Raw genomic sequence first — 18,363 nt, forward strand, 5'->3', positions numbered from 1 at the left:
CCCCTATGCAGAAAACGATTCGCCCGCGCGAGATTCTCCAGCAGCGTCGCCGCCGGCTGCGCTTTGTCACCATGATGTTGCTGCTGGCCGCGCTTGCTTACGGACTCTATTGGTGGCTCACGCAACGCGATTGGGTAAAGACCGACGACGCCTTCATCGCCGGGCATTTGATTGGGGTCAAGGCTCAGGTCGACGGCACGGTGGTCGAGATCCTGGCCGAGAATACCCAAGCGGTTAACAAAGGCGATGTGCTGGTGCGGCTGGACGGCAGCTACGCGCGGGTGGCGATGCAACAGGCCGAAGCCGAGTTGGCGAAAACCGTGCGCGATTTTTACATGCAGAAAGCCCGGTTGGCGAGTTTGGGGCAGCGCCTGGCTGCCAAGCAAGCTGCCGTGGCTCAAGTCGAACATGATTTGCAACGCTTTAAAGCCGCGGCCGGCGACGGTGCGGTGTCCGATCAGCAAGTACAAAATGCCGAAGACAAATTGCGCGAATTGGCGGCGGCGATACGCGAGACCAGCGCCGAGCAGGACGGCGTGGCCGCCCAGTTGCGCGATTCCGGCGTCGAGGACTATCCGGCGGTGGCACAGGCCAAGAGCCGCTTGCGCCGGGCTTATCTGGATTACCAGCGGCGCGAGGTGCGGGCGCCGGTGGCCGGCTATGTCGCCAAGCGCAAGGTACAGGTCGGCGACAATTTGCATGCCGGCGCGGCGTTGATGGTGGTGGTGCCGCTGGACGAGCTTTGGGTCGAAGCCAATTTTCTGGAAACCCAGATTGCCGATATTCGACCGGGCCAGGCCGCCGAGATTCGGGTCGATGCTTTCGGCGGCGAACGGTTGTACCACGGCCGGGTACAGGGTTTGAATCCCGGTTCCGGCAGCAATTTTGCACTGTTGCCGACCGATAACGCCACCGGCAATTTCATTCACATTGCCGAGCGGGTGCAGGTACGGATTGCGCTCGATCCTGGCGAATTGCGCGCCCAGCCGTTGCAGCCCGGATTATCGACTTTGACCCGGGTGCATATTACCGGTGGTGGTGCGTCGGCTTTGGCATCGGAGGTGACTTTGGCCGGAGCCGCCTACCGCACCGATATTTACGACCACGAACTGGATGGGGTCGAGGACAAAATCGGCCAGATTATCGCCGCCAACCGCTCCTGACCGAGCCGCTGCCGCCGGTCGGAATAACCGTAAAAATTGCTGCAATTCACGGCCTGTCCGTGTATCTTTGTGGATTGGTTAACATAACCATAACGATAAGTTTAACCGCCAGCCCGACAGGGGCGGCTTTCTCGACTGTTTAACTCACGGATCAACCATGTGTTTTAGCGCCAATATGTCTTTGGGATTGGGGGTGGCCGGCTTGGTCGCGTCTAGCGTCACGTTTCTGGATAAGGACGAAACCTTTTGGGTCAGACTGGCCCGGGCCTATGCGATTTTCCATTTCTCGCTGATGGAATTCATTCAGTATTTCGCCTATCCGGTCGCCGACCAGTGTGGCTACGGCACTAATTTATTGCTCAGCGAATTGTCGTCGGTGCATATCAGCTTGCAGGCTTTTGCGATCATGCCGGCTTTGGCGACGTATTCGACCGACCCCAATGCCTTACGCAAAGCCTTTTTCGTCGGTTCCAGTCTGAGTGGCTTGTTCTTGATTCTGACCCGCTTGCCCAACGATTGGCAGTTGTTCGGTATCGATCCCAACTTCATCGGCCGGATGCAGTCCTGCCTGTTCATGGGGATTTACCATATCGGCTATGCGATCTCCAGCGCCTTCGGCCTGCTGGTCACTCACGGCTCGTTGTTTGCGCTGGCTTTGAGCGGCTTTGTCTGGAAAAACAATTGGCGGATCGGCACCTACCATTGCTTCGGCGCTCTGATGACTTTGTTCGTGCCGCAGTGGCTGTTCGGCGTGTCGACTGGCGAAGCGGCGGCGATGTATTGCTTTTACTCGATTCCGATCACGGCCAGTTTCATGCCGCAATTCAAACAGATTTTCATCGGCAGGGCCGCTAATTCGGCCGACGGTATGCCGGCGCGGCAGGAGTCTTAGCCGGTCAATGCCAGGCTTCTCTGAACCGCCGGTAAAATTCGGGGTCGCTGACCGTGGCCCCGCGTTGTCCGACGATGGCCGAGGCGAAATCTTGGGCGCGTTCCAGCGCCGACGCCAGCGGCCAACCGCGGGCTATCCCCAACAGCAACACTGCGGCAAAGGCGTCGCCGGCGCCAACCGTGTCGACCAGCGTCACGCTGCCGGCCGGTTTCACTTCGACAAATTCGCCGCCCGCGGTCAGCGCTAGTGCGCCATGCTCGCCGCGAGTCACCACCACGCCCTGCAAATCGTAACGTTGTTGCAATAGCAGCAGTTTGCTGTCGATGGCTTGGTGCTCCGGCAGCAACAATGCCAGCTCTTCGTCGTTCAACTTCAACCAATCGGCATCGGCTATCCATGTGTGGATGTCGTCCGCATTCCACCAGGGCGCGCGCAGATTGACGTCGAAAAACACCGGGCCGCGCCATTGGGGTTTGATCTGTTCGAAAGTCGCGCGGGATACGCCATGCCGTAGCGCCAGACTGCCATGGTAGAGCAAACCTGACTCGTGGCCGATGGGCAATTCCGGGGCGGCAATATAGTCGTAAGCTTGCTCCGCCAGAATATGGTAACTCGGCTGGCCGTTGTCGATACTGACTGTCACGCTACCGGTAGGGCGGGCGGCGTCTATCTCCACCCCATTTTGGCGCATGCCTTGGGTTTGCATGGCCGCCAACAATTCCGCCCCGGCCGAATCCCGGCCGATGCGGCTGACGAATAAGGGTTCGGCGCCCAAGCCTTGCAAATGCCAGGCAACGTTGAACGGCGCGCCGCCGAGAATCCGGCTGCCGTCCGCAAAACAATCGAACAGCGCTTCGCCGAAAATGGTGATCGAATCTGCCGGCATGGTGTCAGCCTCTTATATAGGTGTGGGGCGGCAACCTTAGCCAATCGGCCGAAAAATGGCAATCCGTTGCGATTGGCAAACGGGCCGACGGTCGTTTTAAGGGCGGCAGCTGACGTCTTGTGCACCGGATTGGTGCGCTGGTTTCGGGTTGTCTGTCGACGCCTATTTAACCGGCTGATAAATCAGCATTAATTTGTTTGGCATGTGGTTTGCTCTGGGTTAAGTCATGAATACACAAAATATTTTCGATGAAATGCGGGCCGGAGACGGCCAGGTGCGACGCCTGTATCAACCGTTTTCGGAGTGGCTGAAAGGTGTCGATCATGCTCAACTGATGCAGAAATCCCGTGAAGCGGAAATGCTGTTCCGCCGGGTTGGCATCACGTTCAACGTTTACGGCGAGGAAGCCGGTGCCGAACGCTTGATTCCGTTCGACGTGATTCCGCGGATACTGGCGGCCAACGAATGGCGCCAGCTTTCGGCCGGCGTGATTCAACGCGTCGCGGCCTTGAACGCTTTTCTGAACGATCTGTACCACGATCAGGAAATCATCAAGGCCGGCATTGTGCCGGCGACCATTCTGGAAAACGAAATGTATCGGCCGGAAATGCAGGGTGTCGACGTGCCGGGCGGGATCTATGCCCACATTGCCGGCATCGATATCGTCCGGACTGAAGAGAACCAATTTTACGTATTGGAAGACAATCTGCGCACGCCTTCCGGCGTGTCCTACATGCTGGAAAACCGCAAAATGATGATGCGGCTGTTTCCGGAACTGTTCCGCCGTTATGCAGTGGCGCCGGTCGAGCACTATCCGCAAGTGTTGTTGAACAACTTGCGCGCCGTAGCGCAGCCTGGCGTGTATGATCCGGTGGTGGTTCTGCTGACGCCGGGCGCCTACAACAGCGCTTATTTCGAGCACGCATTTTTAGCGCAACAAATGGGTATCGAATTGGTGGAAGGCCAGGACCTGTTCTGTAGGGAGAATGCTGTGTTCATGCGCACCACCGAAGGGCCGAAACGGATCGACGTGATTTACCGCCGGATCGACGACGACTTCCTCGATCCTTTGGCGTTCCGCGAAGATTCCATGCTCGGCGTGCCGGGGCTGGTTTCGGTCTACCGCAACCGCGGCGTGACTTTGGCCAACGCAATCGGTGCCGGCGTCGCCGACGATAAATCGACTTACACCTTTGTACCGGACATGGTGCGTTTCTACCTGGGTGAGGAGCCGATATTGTCCAATGTGCCGACTTACAAGCTGGAAAACCCGGACGACTTGAAATATGTACTAGAGCATCTGGCCGAACTGGTGGTGAAAGAGGTACAGGGCTCAGGCGGTTACGGCATGTTGGTCGGACCGACTGCGTCCAAGCAGCAAATCGAAGATTTCCGGGCCCGGATTCTGGCCGAACCGGACAATTACATCGCCCAGCCCACTTTGGCCTTGTCGACCTGTCCGACTTTGGTCGAGCAGGGTGTGGCGCCGCGCCACGTCGATCTGCGGCCGTTCGTGTTGTCCGGCAAGACCGTAACGCTGGTGCCGGGCGGATTGTGCCGGGTGGCGATGCGGGAGGGGTCGTTGGTGGTCAATTCCTCGCAAGGGGGCGGTACCAAGGACACCTGGGTGTTGAACGGAGATAAACCATGCTGAGCCGTACCGCCGATCATTTATATTGGATGGCCCGCTATATCGAGCGTGCCGAAAACATGGCTCGGGTGCTGGATGTGACCGACCGCATGTCGCTGGTCGCCAACAGCGCCTATGACGAGGCGGCGCGCTGGAAGCCGCCGGTATTGATCGCCGACGACCTTGCCGCGTTCGAGCGCGATTACGGCAGTTACACGGCGGCGAACGTGATGCGCTATATGGCCTTGGACGAACGCAATCCGTCCAGCATCGTCAGCGCGCTGGGGGCGGCACGGGAGAATGCCAGGGCGGTGCGAGTGGCGATGTCGTCGGAGATGTGGGAAACGGTCAACGCGCTGTGGCTGGAATTGCGGCAACGGATCCGGCTGGGCCTGCGCGAGGCCGATATCGGCGAATTTTGCGATTGGGTCAAGTCGCGCTCGCACCTGTTCCGCGGCGTGACCTTCGGTACCATGTTGCGCGACGACGGCTATAAATTCGTGCGGCTGGGCAGTTTCGTGGAACGCGCCGACAATACCGCGCGGTTGCTGGATGCCAAGTTTCAGTTGCTGCTGCCTAACGAAGATCCGGCCGCCGAAGTGGATTATTACGAATGGAGCTCGTTGTTGCGTTCGGTATCCGCGTTCGAGGCCTATCAGAAAGTTTACCGCGATACGATAGAACCGACCAAAGTCGCCGAGCTGTTGGTGTTGCGCGACGATATGCCGCGGTCGCTGCATGCCTGCTACGACGAGTTGGCGCCGATTCTGGAACAGCTTTGCCGCAAGCCCGGCTGCGAGTGCTTGCGTTTGGCCGGAGAGAACCATGCCCGGCTGCATTTCGGCCGGATTACCCACATCTTTAATAGCGGACTGCACGAGTTTTTGCAGGATTTTATCGCCCGTAACAATGCGCTCGGCATCGAGATTCAGCGCGCGTTTTTGAATAGCCCGGATTGAACCGCCGGGTAATTGCGGCTGGCCGCGGACGATGTCCGCTACAGATGCGGAACGGACAACAAGTGTTAAAGGAAGCAGGATGGTTAATTCATTGATACACCCCAAACAGGGCGATAAGGCCAATTCGGCCTGGTTCGACGAGTTTCTGGTCCGGTTGCTGGAAAACCGCGACCGTACCGGATTGACCGAAATGATTCGCGAGATCGATGCGTTGATGATCACCGTAGAGCCGGGCTGCTCGGCCGCTTATGTCAGCGAATTGGCCCTGATGACGCCTTACCACTATCTGGTGACATTGGAGTCGGAGTCGCATTGGATCCATATCCTGCGCATCGATATGGAGTCGCCGGACTTGCTGGTGCGGGAAGTGCGCGATCCGGGGCGCGGCGATATCTTCCGCAGTTTGAACGAGGTCTATCCGATCGGAGCGCATAAACCCAACTCGCGCTATATGGGCGAGATTTTCCGGGTCAGCAATCTTCACGAAGTGGTGGAGCAGCAAAAAAGCCGGGAAATCCGCTTTTTCAATCAGGACCAGATCCGAAAACTGGAATTGCCCGGCAATATGGCCATCGTCAAGCCGTCGCCTTACACCCACAACATCGTCGCTTATTGGGAACGGCCGCCGGAAGACATCCGGGTGTACGCATTGGGCAATAGCGTGATCCTGGACGAAGTCAATCGGGGTTACCATGCCGCCAAGGCGATTCAGGAAGAACTGGGGCTGGATAAACTGATCAGGCCGATCGACCATTTGGCGACGCGGGTTTACAGCCAGAACCGGGAAGTGGCGATTCTGGAGTATTTGACCCTGTCCAGCTATTACTACTGGGGATCCTACGATATCGCCAACCAGAATTCGTCGACCAACGTCACCAAGAGCATCCATTACGCCGACGAGCGCATTAGTCCGGCCAAAGTATTCACGGCGGCCAACCAGCCGTATTTCGTCAACCATTTGGTGGGATTGCCGTCGCCGACCGAAAATTTTGTCCGCAATTACGGGCCGCGTCTGCATCATTTGGCGCTGGCGGTCGCGGACGGCGAGACCGGCAACCAGGCCAATATCGATTACGTGGTCGATGCGATCCGGGCCAGGGGTAAGGATTTCCTGCTGGATGTGATCGGCTCGCGGGAAGAGGGTTTGAAGCAGATTTTTTCCAGCGCCTCCGAGCACTCGTCGTTGATTATCGAATACGTGCAGCGCTTCGGCGATTTCGACGGCTTTTTTACCAAGCAAAACGTTGCCGAGTTAACCCATGCCGCGGGCGTGGAGGAAAACTTGCGGCTATTACAGGCTGAAAGCGAAGCCGCCAATCCATTGGTGAATGCATGAGTATCCGGGTCGCGATAAACCACAAGACCAGCTATTTCTACGATAAGCCGGTGCAACTGGCGCCGCACGTGTTGCGCTTGCGGCCTGCCGTACATTCGCGGACGCCGATTTCGGCCTATTCGCTGCGGGTCAAACCGGAAAAGCACTTTATCAATTGGCAGCAGGACCCGTTCGGCAACTATTTGGCCCGGCTGGTGTTTCCGGAAAAAACCCGGGAGCTGTCGATTGAGGTGGATTTGATCGCGGAAATGACCGTGATCAATCCGTTCGATTTTTTCCTGGAGGAATACGCCGAGAAGTATCCGTTCGAGTATCCGGAGCAGCTGGCCAAGGAATTGACCCCGTATCTGGAAATTCGGGAGAAAGGGCCGTTGCTGACCGATTTTCTGAAATCCCTGCCGCGTAACGAACAAGCTGTGGTCGATTTTCTGGTGGCGGCGAACCGGGCGGTTAATCAGGCGGTGGCTTACTCGATCCGGATGGAGCCGGGTGTGCAAAGTTGCGAGGAGACTTTGCAGAAGAAACTGGGTTCCTGCCGCGACTCCGGTTGGCTGTTGGTGCAAGTGCTGCGACATATGGGCTTGGCGGCCCGCTTCGTCTCCGGCTATTTGGTGCAACTGGTGGCCGACGTCAAAGCGTTGGACGGGCCGTCCGGTACCGATCACGATTTCACCGACCTGCATGCCTGGGCCGAAGTCTACATTCCGGGCGCGGGCTGGATCGGGATGGATCCGACCTCGGGTTTGTTTGCCGGGGAGGGCCATATACCGTTGGCCTGTACCGCGGATTACGTCAGCGCGGCGCCGGTTAGCGGCGGCTTTACCGGAGAGGCTCAGACCCGTTTCGAATTTGCCAACCGCGTCACCCGGATTCATGAAGATCCGCGCGTCACCAAACCTTACACCGAGCGGCAATGGGCCGAGATTGATGCCTTGGGCGAGAAAGTCGACGCGGAATTAGTGGCCGGCGACGTCAGGCTGACGATGGGTGGCGAGCCCACGTTCGTCTCGATCGATAACATGGATGCGCCGGAATGGAACACGGAGGCCGACGGCCTGGAAAAACGTAAGCTGGCCGGCAAATTGATTCGGCGCTTGCGCGAGAGTTTTGCACCGGGCGGTTTGTTGTACTTCGGCCAAGGTAAATGGTATCCGGGTGAGGCTTTACCGCGCTGGCAGCTGGCTTGCTTCTGGCGCAAGGACGGCGTGCCGGTCTGGAAAAATCCGGGATTGCTGGCCGACGAAAGCCGGGATTACGGATTCGGTAGGGAACAGGCAGAGGGATTTGTGCGGGATCTGGCCAAGCGGCTGGGCTTGAAGGCGGCCTGCATCGTGCCGGGTTATGAAGATCCCGTGCATTATTTACACCAGGAAAGCCTATTGCCAGCTAATTTCGACCCGCAGCAGGCCGATTTAACCGACGATCTGGAACGGCAGCGGCTGGTCAGAATATTGAGCGGCAATTTGGGTGAAGCGGCCGGCTACGCCTTGCCGTTACACTGGAGTTATAGGGCTCGCTCCTGGAATAGCGCTGTGTGGTCATTTCGTCGCGGCGAGATGTATTTGTTGCCCGGCGATTCGGCTATGGGCTTGCGGTTGCCGTTGAACAGCCTGCCGTGGGTGCCGTTCGAACAACGGGAACAGCCGGTGGAGCGTAGTTTGTACGATACGGTTGAACCGCTGGGCGATATCGACTCGGAAGTCAGCCGGCGCTATAGCCAAACCGCGAAACAGGAATGGCATCCCCCCGAAATGGAGGCCGTGGACGAGCGCGACTCGAACGACCCGCTGTGGATACCGCATACCGCACTGGTGGTAGAAAGCCGGGAGGGGCGCTTGTATGTGTTTTTGCCGCCGACCAATGAACTGGAGCACTATCTGGATCTGATCGCCTCGGTAGAGGCCACCGCTGCGGCATTGAAACTTCCGGTTGTGATCGAAGGCTACCAGCCGCCGCACGATTTGCGTCTGAACCGCTTGCCGGTGACGCCGGACCCGGGGGTGATCGAGGTCAACATCCATCCCGCCGCCAGTTGGCGCGAGCTGGTCGAGAATACGGCCACGCTATACGAAGATGCGCGGCTGACCCGGTTGAGTACCGAAAAGTTCATGCTCGACGGCCGTCATACCGGCACCGGCGGTGGCAACCATGTCACTCTGGGCGGAATCACGCCGGTAGACAGCCCGATTCTGCGCCGTCCCGACTTGCTGCGCAGTTTGGTCACCTATTGGCAGCACCATCCGGCCTTGTCCTATTTGTTTTCCGGTTTGTTTATCGGCCCAACCAGCCAGGCGCCGCGGGTCGACGAGGCCCGTAACGATAGTTTGTACGAACTGGAAATTGCGTTTCAGCAAATGCCGGACGGCGAAGTGCCGGCGCCCTGGCTGGTGGACCGGTTGTTGCGAAATTTGTTGGTCGATATGACCGGCAATACCCACCGCGCCGAGTTTTGCATCGACAAGCTCTACGCGCCGGGTAGCGACTCCGGTCGACTGGGGCTGCTGGAGTTGCGCGCGTTCGAGATGCCGCCGCATGCACGGATGAGTCTGATGCAAATGTTGCTGCTCAGAACCCTGGTGGCTTGGTTTTGGCGTGAGCCCTACCGGAAGCCGCTGGTACGCTGGGGGACGCAATTGCACGATAAATACATGCTGCCGCACTTTATCGCCAGCGATATCCAGGATGTGGTGCTGGATCTGCAGACGGCAGGCTACGATTTCAAGAGCGAGTGGTTTGCGCCGTTTTTGGAATTCCGGTTTCCGCACATCGGTAGCATGCGCGTGGGTAATTTGCAGTTGGATTTACATCAGGCGATCGAACCATGGCACGTGCTGGGCGAGGAAATCACCAGCGGCGGTACTGCACGGTATGTGGATTCTTCAGTCGAACGGCTGCAAGTATCGCTGAACGGTGCGATGGGCGAGCGTTACCTGTTGAGTTGTAATGGCCGGCGGGTGCCGTTGCGGCCGACGGCAAAGCAAGGCGAAATGGTAGCCGGGATTCGCTATCGGGCCTGGAATCCGCCTTCTGCCTTGCATCCCACCATCGGCGTACAGGCGCCGTTGGTATTCGATTTGATCGATACCTGGAACGGCCGTTCGGTGGGTGGTTGCACCTACCATGTCAGTCATCCCGGCGGGCGGAATTACGATACTTTGCCGGTGAATGCTTACGAAGCCGAAGGCCGGCGGGTTAGTCGGTTTTTGCGGCACGGTTACACGCCGAGTGCCGGATCGGCGGAAGTGCCTGTCGAGCAACTGAATAGGGATTATCCGTTGACTCTGGATTTACGCTGGAATGCCACTAGCTAACTTGTTGCCTCGGTGGAGGTTGTACTTTTTTGTCACGCGGTTTCAAAATTAACAGAATTGAGATACCATTTTGAAATGGCGCGTGAAAAAGTTTTCATAGTTAGTTGAACTTATTAAACAAATTTATTAAGTGTGGTGCCGCGTGATCCAAAGTCCGCATTCATTCGATAGTTGTTTCGAGGTGTTTTTAGCCGATACGCCTGAAGCAAAAGATATCCATTACCGTATTCGCTACCGCGTTTATTGTGACGAGTTGGGCTTCGAGGACAAGCAGTTGTATCCGGACGGGATCGAGAGTGACGAGTGGGATAGTCGCGCTGTGCATTTTCTGGTCCGGCATAAATTCAGCGGCGAGTGGCTGGGTGCGCTCAGATTGGTCAGGCCCGGCAAGCAAGGCTTTCCATTCGAAGAACATTGTACCCCGTATCGAAGCCTCCCAAAGGCTTGTTACAGCCGTGCTGTAGAGATTTCCAGGCTCTGCGTGGTCAAAGAGGCTAGGCGTTTTGCGCTGCGCAAAAGCAATGTCCATTTCGATGCTAAATCGACGAATATCAGCTTTTTGCACGATTACCGTAATCTGAATCGAAGCATCATGTGGGGGCTTTATCGGGCAGCAACGGTTTATTCGGCCCGGAGCGGTATCGACGACTGGTTTATTTTTGTTACGCCGGCACTAGCGTACTTTGTTAGCAAGGAAGGCTTCTCGATGCGCCAAATCGGCGATGCGTGCGACCATCGCGGGCAAAGAACCCCTTATCGTTTGAACGTTAAACACATCTTGCAAAATCCGCTGTGGTTACAGGACTACCAACAGGATTACCGTTTGTATTCGGAATTAGCCGAGACGCGTGCGGTCCGTTACGGCGGTCGGGATTTGCACCAAATCGGGGTAGTTTCCTACGTAAACCGTGCGTGACGGTGACTACGGTGGTGGCTGGTCGTCAGAATGGTTTCTGATTAAGCCCTGTAAGCCGTACTTTTCGAACAGCCCGTAAAGTGTAGGGCGAGTTACTCCCAGTAATTTAGCCGCTTCGGAAACATTGTTGTCCGCATAATTCAAGGCGCGTTTGATGGCTACCGTTTCTGCGGCCTCCCGTACCGATTTCAGATTGAGCGGCATCGTATGTTCTGCCGAGTGGCCGATCTCCAGATCGGTTGCGGTGACGACGTTGCCGTCCGACAATATCGTTGCCCGTTTGATTTTATTCTCCATCTCCCGGATGTTGCCTGGCCAGTAGTAGGCCTCCATAGCCTGGGCGGCGTCGTGGGAGAAATGTTTTTCCTTCATATGGTTTTCCCGGCAGTAGCGCTGTAGCAGGGCGTTAGCGATAGTAATTATGTCGCCCTCCCGTTCGCGCAATGGCGGAATATCGACCACGATTTCACTCAACCGATAATACAGGTCACCGCGGAAAGCGCCTTGCTCGATCAGGTCCGGTAATTTGCGGTGGGTGGCGCAGATGATTCTGACATCGACTGCTATCTCCTTGCGGCCCCCCAACCGCTCTATCACGCGTTCCTGAATAAAACGGAGTAATTTGGCCTGTAACGCGAACGGCAAATCGCCGATCTCGTCCAAGAAAAAAGTACCGCCTTGGGCATATTCGATCTTGCCTTTGGTTTGGGCGACCGCCCCGGTAAATGCGCCTTTTTCGTAGCCAAACAGTTCGCTTTCCAGCAGCGTTTCGGGTATTGCTGCGCAGTTCACCGCGACAAATGGCTGGTCGGCGCGCGAACTTAGCTTGTGCAAGGCTTTGGCCAATAATTCTTTACCGGTGCCGCTTTCTCCGAGTAAGAGAACGGTGGCCTGGGTTGGCGCAATTTTCTCGACCATGCGCATAACCGACTGCATCTGCGGACTGGTGGCTATTACGCCGTGCAGCGGCTTTTGCTGCTGCAGATTCTGATAGTCGCGCTCTAAGGTATCCAACTGAAAGGCACGTTCGATAATCAGGCCGAGAATATCCGGGTCGACAGGCTTTTGGTAAAAATCGTAAGCTCCCAATGCTACGGCGTGAATTGCATTGGCACGGTCATCGTTGCCGGTGACGACGATGATTTTTGTTGCGGGGGCAAGAGCCAGAATTTCTCGCAGTGTGGCTAAGCCTTCACTGGCATTGCTCGGGTCCGGAGGCAGGCCCAGATCCAACGTGACAACACTGGGCGTATGTCTTCTAAAAGCGGCAATGGCTTCACTCCGGTTGCCGGCAACAACGACTTCGTATTGTTCGAAGCTCCATTTCAACTGTTTTTGCAAACCTGGGTCGTCTTCAACAACGAGCAGTAGTCTTGATTGGGTCATTAATTTCTTGGGGTTTCGGAAAGGCGTTTTGCTAACGGCAGTTGTATCGTGAATGTCGTGCCGAAGCCAGGTTCACTGTCGACGTGAATCTGGCCTGAGTTCTTAGTTATGTAATCACGGGCTTCGTAAGCACCTATTCCCATACCGGCGTTACCTTTGGTGGTGTCGAATGGTTTGAATAAGCGTTCGGCTATGAATTGTTGATTCATGCCTGTGCCGTTATCCACGATCTTGACCTGAGCATAGTCTTGGTTTTTTGTTAATTCAAGCTTAACCCAGCCACCGTCGCCACGCGTGGCGTCCTGGGCATTTTGTACCAAGTTGGTCAAGATATTGGTTAATTTTATTTTGTCTGCGGAGACCGGGCACTCGTCAAGGTTGGTTGTTAACTCAATCGGCGGCGATCCGAGGTGTTGTTGGGCTATTGAGCGGACGATGGTCGCTAGATTGACGATACTGTTTGCGGTGGCTTGAGGTTCTCCTTGTTTTAGCTGTTCGACAATATGGTGCATTTTTTTGACAACATTATTCAACGTGTCGATAGTGTCGTCGAAAAAATCGGGGTTATGTTTGTGTTTTTCGGCGTTTCTGACAATCAATGAGATTTGTGCGACTAAGTTTTTTAAATCGTGCACTAAAAAAGCGGAGAGCCTATGGTAGGTTTCGAATTGGCGATTGTTAGCCAACTCTTCGCTGGCTCGATTCAGCGCTAACGCGTTCGCTAGTTGCATGCCGACCGTTTTCAGTAGGTCATGGTCTTCCCAGTTGAGTTTTCTCGGCACTCTGGCCTGAGTTAAGACGACGAAAGCTTCCAGTTTGTTTAAGTGAAATAGCGGGACTATCAACCAGACTTGACTGTCTTCGTAGCACCAGGGGGACAAATCGATGTCGTCGTATACTTCGGGAGCATGGGATAATTCAAAGAAGTCTATAACCCACTGTTTGTTTGCCAAATAAAGGGGCAGGTCGCCTACGTTATGTAGGTAATCAATTTCCTGAGGTGTTAGTCGCAAATTTTGCTCCGCGGCCAGAAAAAATTTGCCTTGGTCATTTTTTAGCCATAAACCGCCGCCAGTGCTTTCCACCAAGTCGGTCAGGGTGTTGATAATAAAGCCTTTCAGTTCTTCCAAGGATTCAAGTTTGGCTAGAGCCTTACTGATTTTGAGCCACTCCTCGCGGTAGTCGTAACTATAGTGAAAAAAATGTTTGCTAAAGTAAACCTTGGCTAGGGCTCTAATCTTGCCCGACGTGAAAGGTATGATCAGTAGCAGTAGTGCCAGAAATATGAATACTGTTTGAGCGGTTTCACCCCACTCCGTGTTTGCGCGTTTGATATAGAACCCGGCGAAAGACATTAAAATGAGATATGCACCGCAGCCAAATAAGATTGTGGTGTAAAAAATAGTCTTGCGGGGTGTTGTCAGTTCCTGGTTTTCACTGTTAAGCTTGAGTCGGGTAGAAGTGATCGCCAAAAATGGGGTTACCATCGCATTGGTGATGCCGCGCGATTGCCAGAGTGCGAAGTCCAGATGGTTGAACAACAGAGATTTGCTGTAAACCAGTAAATCTACGGCAAAAATAGCTCCCAGGCTGACACAAAGGAATTTTAAATTCCAGCGCTGTTTCAAGGGGGTGCTGCGATAAAGTTGCTCGACCAGAATCAGACCGAGAACTGCAAATACAACATGACCGGCAAATCTGGGATCGGTGTCGAGAACGCTGGTTGTCCATCTCAACGCTTGCGGAAACGCCTCCAGGCAAAAAATTAGCAATGCAAACGCTGAAATAACGATGCTCGTGTGCCCTTTAAACAATTGCTTGTAGCTATTGTAACGCTGTTTCGAAAGTAACGATCCTAGTAGGAAAAACCAAGCTCCGTTGCGTATCGTTTCGTGGGCGAGGGTGTCGGCGAAGAAATAGTGGCTATTTTTTGTTGCGAGCGTCACGCTGGTCGACCATACGACGGAGCAGAGAACTGCTATTATGAAAGGGTAATATCGGGTTTTAATGGCTACAACGAAAATCAATAAAAGCCCGTACGCGACGCTGGCAGTGAAGTAGCTGTAGTAAATATAGTTTTCCATGTATAGGTGTTGGGGCTGCATGCTTCCCGCGGCATTATAACCAGCGAGTCAGTGTTATTGATATGGTTTCGCCTGATGATTGAGATACTTAGTGACGTTCTGAACAACCCGTTGTTTAAAGAGGGTAGTGCGTGGCGGAGGTATAAGCTGAGCGCAGGCGCCACTATCGTCAAAAAGGGTGAGCAAGGAAAAAGTTTGTTTTACTTGGAAGCAGGCTCGGTCAGGGTTTTAGGAGGGGCTGAACTGGATGGCAATAAGCGGGTCAGTCCAGGTCTATGTGATCTCGAAGCCGGAGCCGTTTTTGGCGACGTATGTTTGTATGAGGCTAGGGAGCGCACGGCCTCAGTCATATCGTTGACAGATGTCCAGTTACTGGAGATTCGTAGTGACATGTTAAGCGTTTACATGGATGACCATCCGGTTCAGGGGTATTTGTTTCTGAAAGAGTTGTTTCAAACAATGTCGAGGCGATTGGGGTTGGCAAATGATCGTATCGAGCATTTACTGGCATGGGGTATCAAAGCTCATGATATCGATAAGTATTTATAGTCGATAACCAATATTTTAGAGAGCGCATAAAATGGAAGTCGCACAAAAGCTGTCATTAGTCGAAAGCTTTAGTCGCTATTTTAGGGTTTCCTTGGCGGAGACCGTTGCGCAAAAACAGCAAGTATTTCGGATAAGGTATCGAGTGTATTGCGAAGAGTTTAAGTACGAATCGCAAGAGCATTTCATAGATCAACTTGAGATCGACGAGTACGATCCTCATTCTCGCCATTGCTTGATCACCCACATTCAAACTGGTTTGCCCGCTGGTTGCGTCAGGATGGTTCCGGCGTTGGGTCCAGAATCCGAATCGCCACTGCCTTTGGAGAAATACTGCAGCAATAGTCTGGATCGAGATGTGATCGGTAGTCTTCAGCTTGAGCGGCATACGGTATGCGAGATATCAAGATTGGCGGTCGACGGCGCTTTCCGCAGAAGAACTGGGGAAACTTTGACCCGGTTCGGCGAGATAAACGGTTTGCATTTCTCGCAGCAGGAGCAAAGGACTTTTTCATCCATTGCGGTTGCCTGCTTTTTTGCGGCAACTGTTTTAACCGAGCTCGATAAGCGAACTAATGTCTTCGCGATGATGGAGCCGTTTTTGCCGAGGATGATGCATCGGTCAGGTATAGATTTTCAGCGTGTCGGTAGGGACATTGACTATCACGGTATTCGAGCGCCCTACTTTATTACTACACAGTCTGTATTGGAAAATATGCATTCGGAATTGCGGGAACTATACGCTTGGATCAAACAAACTATTGCTGAATAACATTTGCTAAATTGTAGCTGTATTTTTGGGAGTGCTAGTAAGTGGCTATAAAAATAATTAAAGATAATGTCGATAACGGTCTGGCATTACTTTGTTTTCTTCTGCTGATTGGGTGTAACTCTCCGGTTGAAACTGCCGATAGCCATCTGCAAAAAGGGAAAGACTTTATCGAGAAAGGAGAGTTTGATAAGGCTTTCCTTGAGCTAAAAAGCGCCAATCAGAGTGATGATAAAAGAGGAGAGGTTTACTACTATTTGGCGTTGTTGGATGAAAAATCCAATAATTATAAATCGATGAAACAAAACTTGATCAGGGCGTTAGAGCTAGATGCTAATTTACTTCAGGCTAGATTAAAGCTGGGTAAGTTGCATGTGTTATTTGGTGAGTTAGATAAAGCATCGGAGCAGGCTAAAGCCGTATTGAATGTAGATCCAGCCAACTTAGAAGCTCAGATTATCGAAGCCTCTGTCTATGTGAAGCAAGAAAAGAACGATCAAGCTAATACTATCGTACAACAATTATTGAAAGACAATCAGAGTAATGTCGATGTGCTTTCATTGGCGGCCGCTCTGGCTTATAAAGCTAACCAAGCGGTAGAGTCTTTGAATCTAATTGAAAAGGGCTTGAGTATTGATGGTAAGAATATTGCATTGCGTTTATTCAGGGTAAAGATCAACGCATCGAATAATGCAGTCGATAAGGTAATAGAAGACTATAAGCAGCTTGTCGAGCTATATCCGGAGAATAACAATTTTAAATTGAGTTTGGCTTCGATTTATTCTATGACAAATAAGCTGGATTCGGCTGAATCCCTGCTTCGGGATGTTTTAGAAAAAGAAGGTTATAAGCCCGATTCGGAAATTACATTGCTCGAATTTTTCAATGCTAGATCCAAAGATCGAGTACCTGCGGAATATGAAGCTATGGTGAATCGTCATCAGCAACAGGCTGCTTCGATTGTGGAGCTATCGAAATGGATGATGGCAAATGGCTTTACAAGCAATGCTGAAACTGGTTTGAAGAAAGTCGTTGCCTCGGAAGGAAGTAGTGAGTTGGGTTTAACTGCACAAGTACTAATTGCTGACATCGCTGTTGGTGCCAAGCAATACGATTCTGCAACACAAATCGTTGATAAAGTGCTTTCGTCAGATTCGGATTTTGTTCCGGCTAAGTTATTAAAGGCTAGGCTTTTTCTGATAAATAGCAATCCTGACGAAGCTGTGGCTCTGCTTAATAAATTAGTCTGGGATAAGTCGAATTTAGACGAAGTCTACTCTTTATTGGGGCAGGCCCATCAAGTTAAGAAAGATCGCAAAACAGCAGATAGATATTTTAAACAGGCCTTGGAAGTGAATCCGGTTAACATGGTGGCCTTTACAAATAGCTTTGGAGCTTATCTTCAGACCGGTCAGAGAGATGCGGCCAGACAGATTGTGGAAAAGGCGCTTAAATTAAAACCAAATCAAATTAATTTTCTTATTGGCGATGCGGAACTTGATATCTTAGAAAAACGTTGGGATCAAGCTCAAGATGCTGTGCATAAAATAGCTTTGTTTTCCAAAGAAAAAGCGGTTCCTATTTATTTGCAGGCTAACGTGTTGCAAGGTAGGGGCAAGTACGCCGATGCAGTAGTGTTGTATGAAAAGATTCTTCAGGAATTTCCCGGTCATCTCAATTCGATGATGAATCTGGTTCGTAGCTATGATGCTTTAGGCCAGAAAGAAAAGGCATTGGCATATCTCGAAAAACACCATGAGCGACATCCTGCTGATGAGGTGATAGTTGGGGTTTTGACGGACGTTTATTTGACCAGTAAAGATTACGGCAAAGCTAAAAAGTTGCTTGCCGTGCAGGTCGAACAGTTTCCTAGAACTCCTTCAGCCTATTTGGCTTTGGCCAAAGTGGAAGCGTTATCTGGCGGAAATGTCGACACCGTAAAGCAAGTCTATTCGAAGGGCCTACAGGCCAATCCCGGAGACATACAATTGAGTCTGGCTTTGGCAGGGCTGTATGAACAGGCTAACGAAAAACAAATGGCAAGAAAAATTTATCAGGAATTGCTTGCCAAAGATCCTGATGTTGACGTGGCGATCAATAATTTATCTTCCTTGCTTGTGGAATCTGATAGCGACGATGATGTGGCTAAAGGCGTGCTGTTGGCGGAGAGGTTTAAAAATTCGGAAAACCCTTATTTTCAAGATACGTACGCTTGGGGGCTTGTTAGATCCGGTAAGATCGCCGATGGGATGAAATTATTGGAGGAGATCGTTATCAAAGAGCCAAAACTGCCTGAATTTAGGTACCATTTGGGTGTGGCGCACTACCGCAGTGGCAACAAAGCTACTGCAGTATCGGAATTAAAGCAGGCAATTGCTCTCTCTGATAAGCAGAAGAAGGGGTTTGCTGGCGTGGATATAGCGAAGAAGATGCTGTTCGAGATCGAACATTCTGTAACCAAATAAATTAGACTTTCCTAGTAGGC

At 52.9% G+C, this 18,363-nt stretch carries 13 protein-coding genes; 10 read left to right on the forward strand and 3 right to left on the reverse strand.

Annotated elements, in window-relative coordinates; genetic code table 11:
• The first annotated feature begins 5 nt into the window (after window positions 1-5).
• The gene (locus tag C2U68_RS00685; protein WP_140910584.1) at window positions 6-1,163 is read left to right on the forward strand and encodes an HlyD family efflux transporter periplasmic adaptor subunit; all 1,158 of its coding nucleotides are present in this window, start codon (window positions 6-8) and stop codon (window positions 1,161-1,163) included.
• Window positions 1,164-1,320: 157 nt separating this feature from the next.
• Window positions 1,321-2,055, forward strand: coding sequence for a DUF5765 domain-containing protein (locus C2U68_RS00690; protein ID WP_140910585.1), 735 nt, complete (start codon window positions 1,321-1,323; stop codon window positions 2,053-2,055).
• 4 nt (window positions 2,056-2,059) lie between these two features.
• Here C2U68_RS00690 and C2U68_RS00695 read toward each other — a convergent pair whose 3' ends face one another.
• Window positions 2,060-2,941 carry a carbohydrate kinase family protein gene (locus C2U68_RS00695; RefSeq protein WP_140910586.1) on the reverse strand — a complete coding sequence of 294 codons (882 nt, stop codon included), beginning with the start codon at window positions 2,939-2,941 and terminating at the stop codon, window positions 2,060-2,062.
• A gap of 226 nt (window positions 2,942-3,167) precedes the next feature.
• On the opposite strand from C2U68_RS00695, the gene C2U68_RS00700 reads away from it, so the two are divergent.
• From C2U68_RS00700 to C2U68_RS00720, 5 genes are all read left to right on the forward strand, one after another.
• Entirely contained in the window at window positions 3,168-4,595 is a 1,428-nt protein-coding gene (locus tag C2U68_RS00700) for a circularly permuted type 2 ATP-grasp protein (protein ID WP_140910587.1), read from the forward strand.
• Complete coding sequence (locus C2U68_RS00705; RefSeq protein ID WP_140910588.1) at window positions 4,589-5,530, forward strand: alpha-E domain-containing protein; 942 nt, start codon at window positions 4,589-4,591, stop codon at window positions 5,528-5,530. Before C2U68_RS00700 ends, C2U68_RS00705 begins: the two co-directional genes overlap by 7 nt.
• 79 nt (window positions 5,531-5,609) lie before the next feature.
• Entirely contained in the window at window positions 5,610-6,866 is a 1,257-nt protein-coding gene (locus tag C2U68_RS00710; protein ID WP_140910589.1) for a hypothetical protein, read from the forward strand.
• The gene (locus C2U68_RS00715) at window positions 6,863-10,177 is read left to right on the forward strand and encodes a DUF2126 domain-containing protein (protein ID WP_140910590.1); all 3,315 of its coding nucleotides are present in this window, start codon (window positions 6,863-6,865) and stop codon (window positions 10,175-10,177) included. The genes C2U68_RS00710 and C2U68_RS00715 overlap by 4 nt, the downstream gene beginning before the upstream one ends.
• 142 nt (window positions 10,178-10,319) lie before the next feature.
• Window positions 10,320-11,093, forward strand: coding sequence for a PEP-CTERM/exosortase system-associated acyltransferase (locus C2U68_RS00720; RefSeq protein WP_140910591.1), 774 nt, complete (start codon window positions 10,320-10,322; stop codon window positions 11,091-11,093).
• A 6-nt stretch (window positions 11,094-11,099) separates the two neighbouring features.
• On the opposite strand, the gene prsR is transcribed toward C2U68_RS00720, so the two are convergent.
• Window positions 11,100-12,479 carry a PEP-CTERM-box response regulator transcription factor gene (gene prsR / locus C2U68_RS00725; protein ID WP_140910592.1) on the reverse strand — a complete coding sequence of 460 codons (1,380 nt, stop codon included), beginning with the start codon at window positions 12,477-12,479 and terminating at the stop codon, window positions 11,100-11,102.
• Entirely contained in the window at window positions 12,479-14,563 is a 2,085-nt protein-coding gene (gene prsK, locus C2U68_RS00730; protein WP_140910593.1) for an XrtA/PEP-CTERM system histidine kinase PrsK, read from the reverse strand. Before prsK ends, prsR begins: the two co-directional genes overlap by 1 nt.
• A 75-nt stretch (window positions 14,564-14,638) precedes the next feature.
• Here prsK and C2U68_RS00735 point away from each other — a divergent pair, with 75 nt between their 5' ends.
• From C2U68_RS00735 to C2U68_RS00745, 3 genes are read left to right on the forward strand one after another with little or no spacing between them, the layout of a single operon-like run.
• A complete protein-coding gene (locus C2U68_RS00735; RefSeq protein ID WP_140910594.1) occupies window positions 14,639-15,112 on the forward strand; it encodes a Crp/Fnr family transcriptional regulator in 474 nt (157 codons plus the stop codon).
• Window positions 15,113-15,143: 31 nt separating this feature from the next.
• Window positions 15,144-15,881 (forward strand): PEP-CTERM/exosortase system-associated acyltransferase, encoded by a 738-nt coding sequence (locus C2U68_RS00740; protein ID WP_140910595.1) that lies wholly within the window; start codon window positions 15,144-15,146, stop codon window positions 15,879-15,881.
• Window positions 15,882-15,922: 41 nt separating this feature from the next.
• Window positions 15,923-18,343: a tetratricopeptide repeat protein gene (locus C2U68_RS00745; protein WP_140910596.1), complete on the forward strand. Its 2,421-nt coding sequence runs from the start codon at window positions 15,923-15,925 to the stop codon at window positions 18,341-18,343.
• The last annotated feature ends 20 nt before the right edge of the window (window positions 18,344-18,363 follow it).

The sequence above is a fragment of the Methylomonas koyamae genome, from assembly GCF_006483455.1.
GTDB lineage: Bacteria > Pseudomonadota > Gammaproteobacteria > Methylococcales > Methylomonadaceae > Methylomonas > Methylomonas koyamae_B.